The organism is Moorella thermoacetica, from assembly GCF_001267405.1.
Classification (GTDB): Bacteria; Bacillota; DSM-521; order Neomoorellales; family Neomoorellaceae; genus Neomoorella; species Neomoorella thermoacetica.
In genome coordinates this window covers 659,395-675,576 of the sequence record NZ_CP012369.1, presented here as the reverse complement: position 1 = coordinate 675,576, position 16,182 = coordinate 659,395, and the positions used below count along the sequence as shown (strand labels likewise).

Annotated in this window: 15 protein-coding genes and 1 riboswitch; of the genes, 4 read left to right on the top strand and 11 right to left on the bottom strand. The window is 60.4% G+C overall.

Translation table 11 applies throughout. The features are described 5' to 3' along the window. Positions 1-197: 197 nt before the first annotated feature. The 3 genes from MOTHE_RS03330 to MOTHE_RS03320 are packed head-to-tail and all read right to left on the bottom strand — an operon-like array spanning position 198 to position 3,998. Positions 198-1,472, bottom strand: a complete 1,275-nt coding sequence (locus tag MOTHE_RS03330; RefSeq protein WP_011392264.1) for a protein-glutamate methylesterase/protein-glutamine glutaminase — start codon at positions 1,470-1,472, stop codon at positions 198-200. Continuing rightward, entirely contained in the window at positions 1,456-3,513 is a 2,058-nt protein-coding gene (locus MOTHE_RS03325; RefSeq protein WP_011392263.1) for a chemotaxis protein CheA, read from the bottom strand. The genes MOTHE_RS03330 and MOTHE_RS03325 overlap by 17 nt, the downstream gene beginning before the upstream one ends. Next, entirely contained in the window at positions 3,510-3,998 is a 489-nt protein-coding gene (locus tag MOTHE_RS03320) for a chemotaxis protein CheW (protein ID WP_011392262.1), read from the bottom strand. Before MOTHE_RS03320 ends, MOTHE_RS03325 begins: the two co-directional genes overlap by 4 nt. A gap of 195 nt (positions 3,999-4,193) precedes the next feature. Here MOTHE_RS03320 and MOTHE_RS12735 point away from each other — a divergent pair, with 195 nt between their 5' ends. After that, the gene (locus MOTHE_RS12735; protein WP_080996768.1) at positions 4,194-4,352 is read left to right on the top strand and encodes a DUF1540 domain-containing protein; all 159 of its coding nucleotides are present in this window, start codon (positions 4,194-4,196) and stop codon (positions 4,350-4,352) included. Between the two features lie 196 nt (positions 4,353-4,548). Here the strand turns inward: MOTHE_RS12735 and MOTHE_RS13435 are convergent, their stop codons facing one another. From MOTHE_RS13435 to MOTHE_RS03300, 4 genes are all read right to left on the bottom strand, one after another. After that, positions 4,549-4,896: a DUF5798 family protein gene (locus MOTHE_RS13435; RefSeq protein ID WP_053094672.1), complete on the bottom strand. Its 348-nt coding sequence runs from the start codon at positions 4,894-4,896 to the stop codon at positions 4,549-4,551. A 15-nt stretch (positions 4,897-4,911) separates the two neighbouring features. After that, positions 4,912-6,339 carry a methyl-accepting chemotaxis protein gene (locus MOTHE_RS14075; protein ID WP_053094671.1) on the bottom strand — a complete coding sequence of 476 codons (1,428 nt, stop codon included), beginning with the start codon at positions 6,337-6,339 and terminating at the stop codon, positions 4,912-4,914. Between the two features lie 63 nt (positions 6,340-6,402). Then, positions 6,403-6,489, bottom strand: a riboswitch (cyclic di-GMP riboswitch). A 213-nt stretch (positions 6,490-6,702) separates the two neighbouring features. After that, entirely contained in the window at positions 6,703-7,677 is a 975-nt protein-coding gene (locus MOTHE_RS03305; RefSeq protein WP_011392260.1) for a polysaccharide deacetylase family protein, read from the bottom strand. Between the two features lie 48 nt (positions 7,678-7,725). Continuing rightward, positions 7,726-9,405, bottom strand: a complete 1,680-nt coding sequence (locus MOTHE_RS03300) for a M1 family aminopeptidase (protein ID WP_011392259.1) — start codon at positions 9,403-9,405, stop codon at positions 7,726-7,728. A 234-nt stretch (positions 9,406-9,639) separates the two neighbouring features. Here MOTHE_RS03300 and MOTHE_RS03295 point away from each other — a divergent pair, with 234 nt between their 5' ends. Further along, positions 9,640-11,160 (top strand): amino acid permease, encoded by a 1,521-nt coding sequence (locus MOTHE_RS03295; RefSeq protein WP_011392258.1) that lies wholly within the window; start codon positions 9,640-9,642, stop codon positions 11,158-11,160. A 104-nt stretch (positions 11,161-11,264) separates the two neighbouring features. Here MOTHE_RS03295 and MOTHE_RS03290 read toward each other — a convergent pair whose 3' ends face one another. Then, positions 11,265-12,425 (bottom strand): trypsin-like peptidase domain-containing protein, encoded by a 1,161-nt coding sequence (locus MOTHE_RS03290; protein ID WP_011392257.1) that lies wholly within the window; start codon positions 12,423-12,425, stop codon positions 11,265-11,267. 284 nt (positions 12,426-12,709) lie between these two features. Between MOTHE_RS03290 and MOTHE_RS13240 the strand changes: the two genes are divergently transcribed. Both MOTHE_RS13240 and MOTHE_RS03285 read left to right on the top strand, forming a co-directional pair. Further along, positions 12,710-12,847: a hypothetical protein gene (locus tag MOTHE_RS13240; RefSeq protein WP_155767720.1), complete on the top strand. Its 138-nt coding sequence runs from the start codon at positions 12,710-12,712 to the stop codon at positions 12,845-12,847. Positions 12,848-12,937: 90 nt separating this feature from the next. Beyond that, the gene (locus MOTHE_RS03285; protein ID WP_053094670.1) at positions 12,938-14,182 is read left to right on the top strand and encodes a competence/damage-inducible protein A; all 1,245 of its coding nucleotides are present in this window, start codon (positions 12,938-12,940) and stop codon (positions 14,180-14,182) included. 50 nt (positions 14,183-14,232) lie between these two features. On the opposite strand, the gene MOTHE_RS03280 is transcribed toward MOTHE_RS03285, so the two are convergent. The 3 genes from MOTHE_RS03280 to MOTHE_RS03270 all read right to left on the bottom strand — a co-directional run bounded on the left by MOTHE_RS03280 (position 14,233) and on the right by MOTHE_RS03270 (position 16,066). Next, a complete protein-coding gene (locus MOTHE_RS03280) occupies positions 14,233-14,901 on the bottom strand; it encodes a cell wall hydrolase (RefSeq protein WP_236683278.1) in 669 nt (222 codons plus the stop codon). A gap of 125 nt (positions 14,902-15,026) precedes the next feature. Then, on the bottom strand, positions 15,027-15,665 hold the full coding sequence (locus MOTHE_RS03275) for an IMPACT family protein (protein ID WP_053094669.1): 639 nt from the start codon (positions 15,663-15,665) through the stop codon (positions 15,027-15,029). After that, on the bottom strand, positions 15,662-16,066 hold the full coding sequence (locus MOTHE_RS03270; RefSeq protein ID WP_011392253.1) for a YlcI/YnfO family protein: 405 nt from the start codon (positions 16,064-16,066) through the stop codon (positions 15,662-15,664). The genes MOTHE_RS03275 and MOTHE_RS03270 overlap by 4 nt, the downstream gene beginning before the upstream one ends. Between the last annotated feature and the right edge of the window lie 116 nt (positions 16,067-16,182).

Sequence of the window (16,182 nt, the reverse complement as noted above, 5' to 3'; positions counted from 1 at the left end):
GTAATACGACTTTCATCTCAGTTAAACATGACTTAACTGAACCCCGGCCGTCATCTCCGTACCATCACTGTTCCCACTCCGTTTTATGGACCATAGTAAAATAAAGCACACCTGAAAAGGTAAATTGCTACCTACACGCGGCCCACCACCAGCGAGGAGGGGTGGCGGTGCCGTGGGGGCTGTCAGGCACATAAAGGTTAACCTGCTCCGGTCACCAGGGCTACGATGGCCGGGGCGATGTCTTCCAGGGGCAGGACCAGGTCGGCCAGGCCGGCCTCCACCGCCGCCCGGGGCATGCCGTAGACAACGCTGGTGGCCTCGTCCTGGGCGATCACTGTGCCGCCCTGTTCTTTGATGGCCCTGAGGCCCCGCAGGCCGTCGTTGCCCATGCCCGTCAGGATGACGCCCAGGCTGCGGGGACCGTACTCCCTGGCCACGGTTAGGAAGAGGGCGTCCACCGAGGGTTTAAAAAGGGTGGTGATCCCGGCCTCGGCGGCCAGGTGCACCTGCACGGCGTCGCCGTGCCGCTCCAGGAGCATCTGCCGGCCGGCCGGGGCCAGGAGGGCCAGGCCGGGGCGGAGTATGTCGCCGGCCGCCGCCTCCCGTACCTCCAGGGCCGCCAGTTCATCCAGGCGCCGCGCCAGGGGACCGGTGAAGCCGGCCGGCATATGCTGGACAATCACGATGCCGGCTGGCAGGTTGCCTGGCAGGGCGGTCAGTACCTGACGCAGGGCCGCCGGTCCTCCCGTCGAGGTACCGATAGCCACCACTTCGATGCCGGGACGCCGGCCGGGCAGCCGGCCGGCACCGGCAGCGACAGCGCCTTTTATGGCCGCAGGCGTCCCTTTACCGGGACGTATGGCCTCCCCCCGGGTGCTCCCGGCGGATACGGCGCCGGCAACCCCCTCTTTCCCGCCGGGACTCCGACCAGGCGAAAGGCGGCTACCAATCGCCGCGGTAGCCGCAGCCGACCCGGTAACTGCAGCCACCGCTTCTTCCCGGCCGGGCCGGGGAGAAATAAAAGGTGCCGGGGTGTTTTCCCGGCAGTTTTTTCCCCGGCAGAGGCGTGTCACCGGCACCCTGGCGGCGGCTTTAACCTTTTCCGTCAGCTGCCTGGTAAAATCGTCCAGGCTATCGCCCGGTGCCGGCTTGGGGATAAAATCGACGGCGCCCAGTTCAAGTGCTTTGATGGTCACCGCCGCCCCGGCCGCCGTATGGGACGATAGCATAATAACCGCCACGGGGTTCCCGGCCATGAGGGCCGTCAGCGTCGTCAGCCCGTCCATGACCGGCATTTCCTGGTCCAGGGTCACGACCCGGGGCTGCAGGGAGGCGACCTTCTCCAGGGCTTCCCTGCCGTTGCGGGCATAACCCACCACCTGAATGTCTGGGTCGGCCTGCAAGATATCTGTTACCAGCCGGCGGCTGAAGGCGGAATCGTCAACGACCAGGACCCTAACTGGCCAGTTCACGGTCCGCCTCCTCCCCCACGAAGTTCATCAGGCTGCGCACGTCGAGAATAAGGGCTACGCTGCCATCGCCCATGATGGTGGCGCCGGCGATCCCCGGTATCTTACCTATAAAGTTCCCCAGGGATTTAATAACGATCTCCTGTTCGCCGATGAGGTCATCGACGATAAAGCCGACCTGTTTCTCGGCCAGACCGACGATGACGACGGCATAAGTATCCGCCGCCGGGATCGGTGTTCCCAGCCCCAGGGCCTGGCCGAGGTAGATGAGGGGCAGCACCCGGCCGCGGACCACGACCACCTGCTGACGATGGACGTGCTGAATGCTGTCGGGAGTAACATCGATGATCTCGACCACGTTGGCCAGGGGGAAGGCATAGACCCGGCCATCCACGTGAACCAGGAGGGAACGGTTGATGGCCAGGGTAAGGGGCAGCTTGATGGTAAAGCAAGTTCCTTTACCGGGGGTGGTGCGGATGTCGATGGTGCCGTTGATCTTTTCAATATGGTTGCGAACGATATCCATACCCACACCCCGGCCGGAGACGTCAGTCACTTTATCGGAGGTCGAGAGACCCGGCAGGAAAATGAGGTCCAGGGCCTCCCGCCGGCTCAGCCGCGCCGCCGACTCGGGGCTGATAAGACCCCTGGCGATGGCTTTAGCCTTGATCTTCTCTGCATCCATACCGGCACCGTCGTCTTCCACGGTAATGACGATCTGGTTCTCCTGGTGAAAAGCCTTCAGGCGTACCGTGCCATGGCGGGGTTTACCCTGGCGAAGCCGGACCTCCGGTTCTTCGATACCGTGGTCGATGGCGTTACGTAAGAGGTGGATAAGGGGATCGCCGATCTCCTCGATGACCGTGCGGTCCAGTTCCGTTTCCCGGCCTTCGATGATAAAATCGATCTCCTTGCCGGCCTTGCGGGCCAGATCCCGGACCATGCGGGGGAAGCGGTTGAAGACCTGGTCGATGGGGAACATGCGCGCCTTCATGATCTCCTCCTGGAGGTCGGAAGTAATGCGACCGATGTGCAAAGAGACCTCCTCTAATGTCTCCAGGAGCTCCTCGTTGCCCAGGCGGTTCTTGAGACCGTTGCCCACCTCGGTCAGGCGAGTGCGGTCGATGACCAGTTCTCCCACCAGGTTCATGAGGTTCTCCAGGCGCTGGACATCCACCCGCACCGTCTGGTTGACGTGATGCTCGCCTGCAGGAGCAGTTGTACCATTCTTCCCGCCGGCAGCTTCCACCCCAGGCTTGCCGGGGGCCGTCCCTGCCCTTGCCGCCGCAGGCTGGTCCTCCTCCAGGACAATGGGCCGCACCAGGACGTCTTTGATCTCCGACACCGACTTGACCACGTTGGCCAGGGTATCAGCGTCCTCCCGGCTGACAAAGGCCAGGGTGAAGGTGTCGTCAAACTTCTCCGCCTCCAGATCCTGGGTATGGGGCACGCTCTTGATGATTTCCCCCAGCTCCTTCAGGTTGTTAAAAACCAGGTAGGCCCGGGCCGATTTCATCTGGCAGCCGGCTTCCAGCTGCACCCGGATCTCGTAGGCGCGAAAGCCCTTCACTTCCGCTGCCCGGATGACGTTCTGCTCAATGTCGTCAAGGGTCAATTCTGCATTAGCAACAGCTTTGTTTGCCACCGGGGCGGCCGGGCCGGCCAGGACGGCTTCCAGGCGAGCAACTACCTCGTTCACGTCGCCTTCTTCACCCTTGCCGGCGGCGATGCTGTCCTTTAAAGCCCGCAATGTATCAACACTGGCCAGGAGGATGTCGATAATCTCCCGGGAAACGGCGAGCTTCCCCTGGCGCAAGCTATCCAGGACGCTTTCCATGCGGTGGGTAAGGGTAGCCAGGCGATTAAAACCCATGGAGGCCGAGGAGCCCTTCAGGGTATGGGCCGCCCGGAAGATGGTATTTAACAGTTCCTGATCGTCCGGTGTCTGCTCCAGCTGGACAACGGCCTCGTCCAGTTGCTGGAGCTGTTCCTCGGCCTCATCCAGGAAGATGCCCAGGTACTGGGACATATCCAGGTCGCTCATCTGGTCTCCACCCCGGCAGCTACTTCTCGCTGCAGTTCACGTTGCTCGCTCTCCTGCAACACCCGATCCAGATCCAGGAGGATAATCAGCCTGTCGTTCCACTTGCCAACGCCCTTTAAATAGGCGACATCGATACCGCTGATCATGGGCGGCGGCGGTTCGATGCTCGTAGTCGGGAGGCGCAGGACCTCGGAAACCGAGTCGACGATCATGCCTACTGTTACCTGACCCAGCTCGACGACCATGATGCGGGTATTGTTCGTAGTCTCGGCGGCCGGCAGGTGAAAACGCTTATGCATGTCGAGGATGGGGATAATCCGGCCGCGCAGGTTGATAACCCCTTCCACAAAGGCCGGAGTCCTCGGGATCGCGGTGATACTCTGCATGCGGATGATCTCTTGCACGTGGTTGATATCGACGCCGTAGGTCTCGCCGGCCAGCTGGAAGACCACCAGCTGGATTTCCGGAGCCGTATCGGTTGCCATATGCATTCCACCTTTCTAACAGGAGATTCTGCGCCCGGGGCCGGATTCCTCCGTGGCAGGCATAATTTTCCTCCCGGAAGTTCAAGCTAAAAGACGAAAAAACTAATCTAACCTGATGGGCAGGTTGCCGGCAGGCGCCCCTGGATAAACCGCTCCTGCAGGGAACCAGCCCTGCCATGCAGGAAGGGATAAGAAATGCCTAAAGTGAATTGCCGGGTGGCCAACTGCATCTACTGGCAGGACGGCGACTGCGAAGCTCAAAAGATTACCATCGCCGTCCAGGGGACGCCGAATACCTCCAGCGCCGTCAACGACCGCTCCACTGAGTGCGAAACCTTCCAGGCCCGGGCTTAAATGTTGATGAAGCCGGGGCCGGCGGCCCGCCTCCGCAGCGGGTTCGGCCCCGGCGGGACTTCCGTGCCCATCCTATCGGTGGCGCCGGGAACGCGTACCCCATGGTAAACGCCAGGAGGTTTCACTCTCCCAGGCTACAGGGCAAACGACTCGCTCCAGGGGCGTACGCGCCATATTAACGCTTCCTTCTCCCGGGCTAAAGTTTAAACCTGGCCACAGCCTCCTCCAGGTTACTGGCGGCGGCTGCCAGTTGCCGGGCCGCCTGGCTGATCTGATCCACGGCCGCTGATTGCTCTTCCGTGGAGGCCGAAACCTGCTGGGTGCTGGCGGCGGCTTCTTCGATGCCGGCGGCAATGCTCTCTACTCGTTCCTTGACCTGGCGGGAACCGGCGTACATGTCTTCCGCCTTTTCGGCCACGTTTTTAATCTTGCCTACCAGGGTATGGATGGCCTGGTCGATGGCGCTGAAGGCTTTGCCGGTGCGGGCCACCACCTCGGTACCCTGCTGGACGTCCCGGGAACCCTCGGCCATACTGGCGACCACTTGTTCAGTCTCCCGCTAGATCTCCTGGACCAGCTCCACGATCTGCTTGGTAGCCCCGGCTGATTGCTCGGCCAGTTTACGTACCTCTTCGGCGACCACGGCGAAACCCCGTCCTTGCTCGCCGGCCCGGGCCGCCTCAATGGCGGCGTTGAGGGCCAGGAGGTTGGTCTGCTCGGCGATGCCGGAGATGACGCCGACAATCTGGCCGATTTGCTGGGAACGGTTGCCCAGTTCCTCGACGGCGCGGGCCATGCGCTCCATACGCTGGGATATGGCCGCCATCTGATCCGTGGCCTCGGCCACGGCTCTGGCCCCTTCGGCGGCCCTGGCCGCCACCTGATCGGAAGCAGCAGCCATATCCTCGGTGTCGCGGTGGACCTCCTCTACCTTGGCCGCCTGGCCGTCGGTGGCTGTCGCCGTCTCGCTGACCTGCTGGGCCTGGTCTTCGGCCCCTTTGGCCATTTCCTGAACGGTGGCGGCTACCTGGCGGACGGCATCTCCTACTTCCTGGGACATCCGGACCAGGTCCTGGCTGGCGGAAGCCACCTGGCCGGTCATGTCGCGCACGCGGCTGATGAGCTGGCGCAGGTTTTCGCCCATGGTATTGAAGGCCGCAGCCAGCTTGCCGACCTCGTCTTTACTGGTGATATGAAGGGGTTCGGCCGTGAGGTCCCCCTCGGCCACCCGGGCGGCATAGGCCGCCACCTGGCCCAGGGAACGGCCCACCATGCGGTTGATAAACCAGGCGATCGCCAGGCCCAGGAGCAGGGACAGGATTAATCCAGAGAGCAGGGTGGCCCGGGCGTTCCGGACGGCGGCAGCCAGTTGTTCTTCCGCCGCGGCGGTTTCTTCGCTTATACCCTTGTTCATATGGGTACCGATGTTATTGATGTTATCCAGGGAGGCCCCCATCTGGAAGCTCAGGATGGGCAGGGCCGCCATGCGGTCACTCTGGCTGGTGTTCAAGATGCTGTTTTTGAAGGTGTCAGTAAAACTCTTGGCAGCCTGCGCCATGGCCGTCAGGTAGCCGGCCGTCTGGCTGTCGAGTTGTTGCCCTTCTAGCTGGGCGCGGGCGGTATCAAAGCGCTTCATGGCGTCGTCAAAGCCCAAGGCGTGGGTCTGGGAACCATTGATTATGTAATCGGTAGCCCGCCGGTAAGCGTCCCAGATGGAACTGGTCATCTCGTTATAGAGCATGCCCTGGTTGTACATGATAGTTACCCTGTTGGTAAGGGCGGCTACCTGCAAGAGGTTAAAATTGACGTAAATGACCACCGCGACAAAAATGGCGATGACCAGGCAGAACCCGGTCGCCAGCCTGACCCCCAGGCTCAAGCGGCTGAAGAAACCGCCCGTCTTCCCTCCGGCCCGGGCCTTCTTTTGAGCCCGGGGGTCCGGCCCTTCTACCTGCAGTCCCTTTTTTTTAAATAGTTTAAACCTCATAAGAACCCTCCTCCTGCCTGGACAAAATTTAAAAGGCTACCCCCTGGGTAGCCCCGTTCCACCCGTGGTAACTGGCTGTCATGGCCCGTGAAGGCTGTAGACCCTCTAGTTTTGCGCCCCTGCCTTTCAGCAGGTTTGCCCTTTCGGGGAATTTTTCCTTTTTTCGCCCTTATTATACCGCAGGAGAGGAAGAATATGCAAGATATACCAGGAGAGAAATTGCCGGCGGGCGGTAAGGCTATTTGCAGGAGGGGCCCCCAGGGGGCCGACGCCCCAACCAGCGAACAATGTAAATGAAGGTTGGGGCAAGGTGCGGGGGTTCACTACGGGGAGCCGCATGAGGGCCGGTAGAGACGCCGGGTCTTAGGGGATTTTACCGGCGGCAATAAGTTCCGATACGGTCACTATTTCATAGCCCCGGTCACGGAGTTCTTTAATGAGTATCGGCAGGGCGACCAGGGTACCGGGGTGGGCCTCATGGAGAAGGATAATGCTGCCGTCGCGGACATTGGCCATAACCCGCTGGATGATCGCCTGGGGGCCGGGATTGGACCAGTCCCGGGGATCGACGCTCCAGGTGACGGTCTTCTCACCCACGTCCCCGGCCGCAGCCAGGAGGTTAGGCCCCATAGCGCCATAGGGAGGCCGGAAATACTTGACCTTCTGGCCCGTAATGGCGGCCAGGGCGCTGGCGGTCTGGCTTAAGTCCTCCCGAGCCGCTTCCCGGGAAACCATGCTCAGGTTGGCATGACGCCAGGAGTGGCTGGCCACCTCGTTATTGCCGGCCAGAACGGCCTTGACCAGATCCGGGTGGGCTACCGCCTGGCTGCCGACCATGAAAAAGGTGGCCCTGGTCCCCATGGCCGCCAGGACCTTCAAGTAACGATCCGTCCAGCCTGGCGAGGGCCCATCGTCAAAGGTAATGGCCACCCGGTGGCCGGCACCAGCTACCTGGCGTAAGGGCTGGAGGTCCTGCCGGGGCGGGGCTGCACCCGGCGGGCTGCTCCCCCACCCCCCAGGCTGGTCACCCGGGGTGAAAGCCGTTTCCCCTTTTGCCACCGCCGGGACAACCGGAGAAATGGTCATTACCGGCTGTTTTACCGCCTCCAGGTACTGGCCGGGTGGTGTTGGCGCGGCCGGGAAATGAACCCCCGGCTTCCCGGCAGACCGGACCAGGCTGTCACCGCCGGCGGTCATAATAACTGCCACCAGCCCCACCAGGGTTGCAAATTGCTCCAGGCGCAGGATAATTACCGGCCAATCCGGCCGCCAGGGTTGCCTGAACACCCGGTTTCCCCAGGACCAGCACTCCGCCACATATTTAACTACCTGGCTCATTCCGGTCGCCCCTCTTCGTGCTTCCATATTATTAGACGCCGGCCGGGGTTATTTGTTCCGTAAAAATGGACTGAAATTGTTGGAATCTAGCTTGCCATAATACGTAATAATTGTCAGCAGGGCCCTGGGCGGGATAATCTCGTAACGGTAATAGCGCTGGACATAGGCCAGGGCCTCCTTTAATTGTTCTTCACCGGCCATCCTTTCCAGTTCCAGCCAGAACATCGCCCCCCGGTTGTAGACAGCCTGGCGGTAGTCCTGTTCGCTACCGTATTCCTCCAGGGGGAGGTTGATGGGCGCACCGGTGCGGGCAGCGAGTTGGGTAATCTCGGCCAGTTTGGCCTGATAAAGGCCGGGATCGAAGTGCCGGTAAAACAGGAGGGTGCTGTACTCGGCCAAGCCCTCGTCAATCCAGGCCGCCTGCCGGGTGTCGTTACCCACCAGATTGTACCACCACTGGTGGGCGACCTCGTGAACGACTACGGCAGGGTTATATGGTTTGCGGTTGCTCAGGAGCAACAGGCCAGGGTATTCCATGCCGGCCAGGTTGTCCAGGGGGACAAAGGCTATATGCAGGTAGCTGTAAGGATAAGGTCCATAGAGCTTCTGGAAAAACTCCAGAGCGCGGGCGGCGACATCCAGGACCGCCGGCGCCATCTCCCCCCGGGACGCAACTACCAGTTGCACCCTGCCCGCCTGGCGGGTGGTGAATTGCCAGTCCGGGGCCGCTGTAAAGGCAAACTCCCGTACCGGCTGGTCGCTATTAAAAGACCAGTCTGTCCATTCTCCCCTTTCCTGGCGTCCCGTCAGCCGGGAACTGGCCAGGACCTGATAGCCGGATGGCAGGGTGAGCCGCACCAGGTAATAGGCTGCGCCGGCGAAGTAAGGGTCGCCATAGGCCGTACCGGCCACCCCGGCCCAGGTATCCTCCGTGGGGGGAGCCAGGATAGGGTACCAGCCGGATACCGTGCTCAGGTTCCCATCCCGGCCCAGGCGCATATCCCCCGGCGGTACTATAGTCTTAAAGGAAAGGACCACGGAAAGGGTCTCCCTAGGGGCCAGGGCCCGTGGTAGGGGCACCTCCAACCGGCTGCCCTTGAAGTGTACCGCCACCGGCCGGTTGTTTACGACCGCCCTGGTGACCGCCAGGCTGGCGCCATTACCGAAGGGAGCATTGGCCGGGAGGTTGAAATTGAGCTGCCGCAAAGGAGTGAGGAAAGGATTCTGGTAAGCCAGGAGCAGTTCTCCCTGAATCTCGCCGCTGGCCGGGTCGTAACGGGCCTGGAGGTCGTAGACGGGGTAGTAACGAAAACGGACCCCTGTGCTGCCCCGGAGGGGCGGCAGGGGCAGGTCAGATCCCCCCTGGCTACTCGAAGTCCCCAGCACTGCCAGGGCCAGCTGGAGGGGGATGTAGAGTTTATCGCCCACCAGGCGGGGGGGTACTTTGAGCTGCCGGGGCTCGCCGTTGAGGGTAGCCACCGGGCTGCCGGCAACAACTCTGGCGCTCCCCGCCCCCCTGAGGACGCCCTGGCCATTATACCAGTCGGCGCTGCCGCCGGCCAGGGGTAGAAAATCCCCCGCCGAAACGAGTACCTGCCCGTCTGCTTCCAGGGGCGGTGGGTCCAGGACCACCTGTTTGAAAGTAGCATCCGTCGCAATCGCCGCCGGCTCCGGGACGAGCCGGGGATAAAAAAAGAAAGCCAGGATGGCGAGGCTTAAGACTGCCATCCCCACTATCCTCTTGGGCAAAACGTTCCACCGCCTCGCCCTTTATTTCGACAGCCTCACCCTTTCTCCTGCTGTAATCATGAAAAATTAACCCTTACAGAGGGTACCGCCCCTGACCAGGATGATGGGCAGGTTGCACCTTTAACAATAAAAGGCTTCCCGGAAAATCCTGCCCGCATAGGTACCGCCGCCAGGTACATAATAAGACTACAGTTATCCGGGAGGAGGGAAAAAATGGGCATCTGGCGAACCAAAAAAATAGCTGACCTGATGCAGGAAGCTGGAGACAATCAAAAGCTCAAGCGGAGCATTGGCACGCCGGAACTAGTCGCCCTGGGTGTAGGGGCAATTATCGGCTCCGGGATTTTTGTCCTGACGGGAGTGGCTGCCGCCAACTACGCCGGCCCGGCCCTGGTTTTCTCCTTTATCCTCTCCGGCCTGGCGGCAGGCCTGGCGGCCCTCGTTTACGCTGAAATGGCCGCCATGATCCCGGTGACCGGCAGCGCCTATACCTATGCTTACGCTTCCCTGGGCGAGATTATCGCCTGGCTCGTGGGCTGGAACCTGGTACTGGAATACCTGGTGGCCTCGGGGGCCGTGGCTGTAGGCTGGAGCGGTTACATCACCGATATGCTGGCGTCTGTGGGGGTCTTTCTGCCCCGGGCCCTGGTCAATTCTCCCTTAAGCGGCGGCCTGGTTAACCTGCCGGCTATCTTGATCACCGTCGTTATGACCGGAGTGGCCATTGTCGGCACCACCACCAGTGCCCGGACTAATAAGATTATCGTCGGGGTAAAAATCCTGGTGATCCTGGCCTTCCTGGCCTTAGGCGCCCCGCGGGTAAACCCGGCCTACTGGCACCCCTTCCTCCCCTTCGGCGTCACCGGTGTCGTCCACGGGGCGGCTATTATCTTTTTCGCCTACATCGGCTTCGATGCCGTGGCTACTGCCGCCGAGGAGGTGCGCGACCCGGCACGGGAATTACCCCTGGGAATCATCGGCTCCCTGGCCCTCGCCACTATATTATATGTGGCCGTTACCATTGTTCTGACTGGTTTGACGCCCTACACCAACTTGAACACCCCTTCCCCGGTGACCACCGGCCTGCTGGCTGCCGGCGTCCGTGGAGCTTCCCTTATTGTGGGCACCGGCGCCCTGGCCGGTTTGACAAGCGTCCTGCTGGTAAACATCTTTGCCCAGAGCCGGGTCTTTATGGCCATGGGCCGCGACGGCCTGCTGCCCCCTCTCTTTACCAGGGTCCACCCTCGCTTCCATACCCCCTGGCTGACAACATTAATCGTCGGCGCCTTTATCACCCTCATCGGCGGCTTCCTGCCGGTGGATATCATTGCCGAGCTGGCCAATGTAGGTACCTTGTCTGCCTTTTTTGTGGTTTCCGTGGGCGTCATGGTCCTGAGGCGCACCCAGCCGGACCTGAAACGGCCCTTCAAAGTGCCCCTGATGCCCTGGACGCCCCTCCTGGCCATAGCATTTGCCGTTTACCTTTTCTTCAACCTGCCAGGTCTAACCTGGATTCGTTTCGGCGTCTGGGTAACCCTGGGACTGGTGGTTTATTTCGCCTACGGCCGTCGCCATAGCGTCCTGGCCCGGGAGGAGGAATCTAAAGCCGTCCCCCGGCCGACCTACCGGCCCTCACCCCTGGAGATGCCCGCACCGGCTCGAAAGCCTTTCCCCTTCAAGCTACCGGCCCCGGACCTCTTGCGTATGTTCCTTCCCCGGTGGCGGCGGGATTAAGGCTGGAGGCGGCTCCAGATATTCGGCCACGAACCTTTAACCGCCAATAAAAAAATTCCGGAAGGGCATCCTCCCGGAACTTTTACTGGGTGTCCATTAAATCCCTACTGGGCCGGCTTTTCCCCCAGGACTACGCTGATATTTAAGGTCTGACCGCGGCGGAAGACCTGGAGCTGTACCTGCTGGCCAATCTTCATACTCTGGATCTTATTCACCAGGTCACTGGCGTCCTTTACTGCCTGGCCATCAACCTGCAGGATCACGTCATATTTTTGGAGGCCCGCTTTGGCGGCCGGGCTACCGCTCACCACCTGGACTACCACGGCACCTTCCTGGCCCTGGAGGCCCAGGATGTCGGCCACGTCCGGGGTTACCTGTTGCAGGGCCACCCCCAGCCAGGGCCGGCTAATCTTGCCCTTGGTCATGAGGTCCTTGAGGACCGGCTGGACCGTGCTGCTGGGAATGGCGAAGCCGATTCCCTGGGCGTCGGCGTTAACGGCGGTATTGATGCCGATTACTTCGCCTTTAAGGTTCAGGAGGGGACCGCCGCTGTTGCCGGGGTTAATAGCGGCGTCCGTCTGCAGCAGGTTTTCATAATGGCGGTTCTGGACGTCTATGGGCCGTCCCTTGGCGCTAATTACACCGACGGTGACGGTATGGTCCAGTCCGTCAGGATTGCCGATGGCGATGGCCCAGTCCCCAACCCGTACCTTGTTGGTATCCCCCAAGGCCAGGTAAGGCAGGGGTTTACCCGCATCGACCTTCAAAACCGCCAGGTCCAGAGAACTGTCGGCGCCGATCACCTGGGCATTCAGGGGTTTGTCAAAACCGACGATAGTTACCTTGACCTGCCTGGCGCCCTCGACGACGTGCTGGTTGGTCAGGATATAACCGTCGCTGGAGATAATAAAGCCCGAACCCAGGGCTCGCTGGACCTGAGGGCCGGTATTAAACTGGTCGCCGAAAAACTGCCGGAAGAAGGGGTCATTGAAGGGGCTGCTGCCCTGGGTTTCCGTCACCGTGTCGATACGCACTACCGCCGGGCCGGTTTTGTCAACGATATCGGCAATGGTCTCCGGTCCCAGTCCCGCCGGGATGCTGGCCGAGGCCGGCTGGGCTGTGCTAACAGCATTCTGGTACGCCTGTTGGGGCCCGGCTGTGGCGCCGGTGATATGATAGAAACCCGCCGTAGCCGCTACCCCGGCCAGGAAAATTAATAAGACCAGCAGCGCGGAAATCCTTGCTCGTCCATCTCGTCGCCACATACTTCATACCTCCAATCTTTTTCTTTGAGGGGTATTATAAAATAGGAAGTTGAAATTAAAATTAAGACAACCTGAGAAAATCCTAAGAAATTGGCATGGCTGGCAAGCGACGGCTGTGAAACTCTTATGCCAAAGCTTTTGCTCAATTAGCATTATATAGCGCCCTTCCTGCCATTGCAACCGCTAATAGCCTCTGGTATACTGTTGGGGGGAGGGGTGGAAATCCTCGTACTAATTAAAAATCAAATCCGGGCCCTCCCGGTGGCGAAAGGTCAGGTGAAAGCATGAAGAGATGGAAGGTTATCCTTTTTCTTGCCGGCTGGCTGATCCTGGGATTCCTGGTGACTGCCGTTAACGGCCTGGGGGAATCCGCCCACGGCGAACATGCACCTACCACAACCGCTGCCGAGACTGCTTCTTAAGCGCCACCGGGCGCTTTTTAATTATGGTGCGGCGCACCCCGCGCTAGCAAGCCCAGCGCCGTAAGATTTATCCTAAGAGGGTGTTTCAACTTGCAAGCTGAAGCGATCTTTACCGGCACCGAGATGCTCCTGGGGCAAATCGTCAATACCAACGCCGCCTTTTTGGGCCGGGAACTGGCTGCCGCCGGGATCAGCCTTTACCGCCAGGTGGTGGTCGGCGATAACCTGGTACGCATCCGCGAAGCCATCGATAACGCCCGCCGGCGGGCCGACCTGATCATCGTCAGCGGCGGCCTGGGGCCGACGGAGGACGATCTCTCCCGGGAGGCCCTGGCCGCAGCCCTGGGCCTGCCCCTGGTGGAAGACCCGGCGGCCCGGGAAAATGTCACCCGTTATTTTGCTGCCCGCCGGCGCCCCATGACGCCCAACAACCTGAAACAGGCCCTGCTGCCGGCCGGAGCCAGGGCCATGGACAACCCCCACGGCACGGCGGCCGGTGTGTTCCTGGAACACGAAGGTAAGGTCTATGCCCTGCTGCCGGGACCGCCGCGGGAGTTTGAACCCATGCTAGTGAACCAGCTCCTGCCCCGGCTGGAACCCTACGGCGCCCGGCGGGAGATCATCTTTTCCCGGGTGTTAAAAATCGCCGGCATAGGCGAATCGGGTGTTGAAGAGGCTGTAAAGGATTTATTGCACAGCGACAACCCTACCCTGGCGCCCCTGGCCAAACCCGGCGAGGTAACCTTACGCCTGACGGCACGGGCTAAAAGCCAGGAGGCAGCCCGGTCACTAACTGCACCGTTGGAGATCACCATCAGAGAACGCCTGGGGGATTACATCTTTGGGACTGATGATGACACCCTGGAAAGTGTTACCGGCGCTATCCTGGCGGCCAGGCACTTAACCCTGGCTGTGGCCGAATCCTGCACCGGCGGCCTGCTGGCCCACCGGGTGACCAACATCCCCGGCAGTTCCGATTATTTCCTGGGCGGCATGGTAACATACAGCAACGAGGCCAAGGTGAAGTTCCTGGGGGTGGAACCGGAAGTGCTGGCCGCCCGCGGGGCTGTCAGCCCGGAGGTGGCTGCCGCCATGGCCCGGGGCGTACGTCAAGCCGTGGGAACGGATATAGGTATCGGTATTACAGGCATCGCCGGTCCCGGGGGTGGCAGTGAGGAAAAACCGGTGGGGCTGGTATACCTGGGGATTGATTTCCGGGGTCAAGTCGAGGTGCGGCGGGAGCTTTTTATGGGCCAGCGCGAAAATATCAAATGGCAGTCGACCCAGAGCGCCCTCTATCTCCTCTGGCGGAGTTTACGGGCACAGTGTGAGTAAAGATAAGGTCATGCCAGGCCCGCTGGCCGGCAGGGCGCTTTTAAACTTTGTCAACGGGTAAAAATATGGTTGCCTATTTGCATTATCTGGGGCCGGGTCCAGATCCAGGCGCTGGTGGCCTTGGCCGGGTTAAAGAAATACAGGGCACCCTGGCTGGGGTCCCAGCCGTTTAAAGCGTCGTTGGTAGCGGCGTAATCCCGGGCCAGTACCGCCACCTGCCAGTAACGACCGTTGGCAACGCTCTCAAAGGCCCAGGGCTCAAAGATAATTCCCGGGACGGATTTGGGAAAGGCCGGGTCGCGCAGGCGGTTCAGAACTACGGCTACTACGGCTACCTGGCCGGGATAGGGTTCATCCTGGGCCTCGGCAGCCACCAGGCGGGCGAGGAGGTTGATATCGTCAGCCCGGAATCCGGCGGTCATAGGTTTAGCCGCCGGCGGTGGGACCGGGCGGTGAAGGTAAAAGTTCACCCCGGGAATGAGAATGCTAACAATAACTACAGCCAGGAGGACCCGGATCTGCCATCCTGCCGGCAGGCGCAGCGGCTTGAGGTTCTGCCAGGCGCGCTCCATTTCGCCCCTGGTGGCCTGCCAGGCTGAACGGAGCCAGGACAGGACAGACACTGCCCGAGGGGCAACCCGTTCTTTAATATGGCCGGATAATTCCCCGAGGCGGGTTTTCGCTACCCGGGCAGCATAACGTAACCGTTCTTTTAGCACCTGTCTCCCTTTCCTCCACCCCTGCCGTTTCAACCTGGGCGACCAGACCATGCGCCTCAATCCTTCCCTGCCAGGATTTAATTATAGTTTGGCAAAGAAAGGCTTTAAACTTGCAAGGGCATGGTTTAAGGAGAGGGCCTATGGCTTTCCTTCATTTCTTCCCATGCGGGCAGGGGGACGGCAACCTTTAACCGGACTTCGCTGCCGTATTCCGTTTTTATTACTTTCCCGCCGCGGCTGCGAACCTGGTAGAGCAACCGGTCCAGCTCGGCATAACTGCAGGTTAATTCCAACTCACGGGTTACGACCCGCCGAATGCTCCCCGCCTCTTCCAGGACACGGCGGGCCGCCTGGCCGTAAGCCTCAATCAGTCCCCGCACCCCCAGCTTTTTGCCGCCAAAATAACGTGTCACCACTACCGCCACGTTGGTCAGGCCCAGGCCGGTAATGGCCCCTAAAATCGGCCGCCCGGCCGTGCCGCCGGGCTCGCCGGCATCGCTGTAATAGGTTATTTCTTTCTTCCCTATCCCCAGCCGGTAGGCAAAACAATTATGGGTCGCCTGGCGGTGCTCCGCCTGGATCCTGGCAATAAAATCCCTGGCTGCCGCATCACTATCTACTTCACAGGCATGACCGATGAAGAGGGACCGCTCAATTTTAAGTTCGGCTATGGCTTCCCGGGCCACGGTGAGGTAGGAAGAGCCATTCTCTATGGAAGTTCCACTTTTGGCAGCTAAGCCGCGCCGAGCTCCTTCTTTCTTCATAAGGCAAGCAGCTCCCTAAGCGCCTCTTGCAGGGCATAAAAAAAGGAAGTGCCTGCCACACTGCCCTGGTATTCTCTAAGCCGATGTTTATCCACAGCCCGGAGCTGGTCCGGCAGAGCCCTGGTTACCTTACCGTGAAAAGATATTTCCGGCCGGAAGGTAGCAGGTTTAGCGCCGGTAGAAAGTGGTACGATAACTATCGTCGAAAGGTAGTTGAAGGGTCCATCGGAAACGACTACGCCATAAAGCGGTCCTCGTAAGACGTGGCCGGTTCCCACATATTTCTCAACTGCCCTGCGCACAAAATCGCTTAAGGTCGGAAACTCTTCTGAGTCCCGTACTGCTTCAATAGCTTTGAGCAGCTCTGCCGGCATCCTAACTGTCGTACGTAATTGTTCCATATAATCGCCTCCCCCTTGTCTGTCATTGCGTTCATTCTAACATTTTCCCCGTAAAGATCAATATGGTATATATAAATCCCCACCGTTTGGGAAATAACAAATCCAACGGTGGGGAT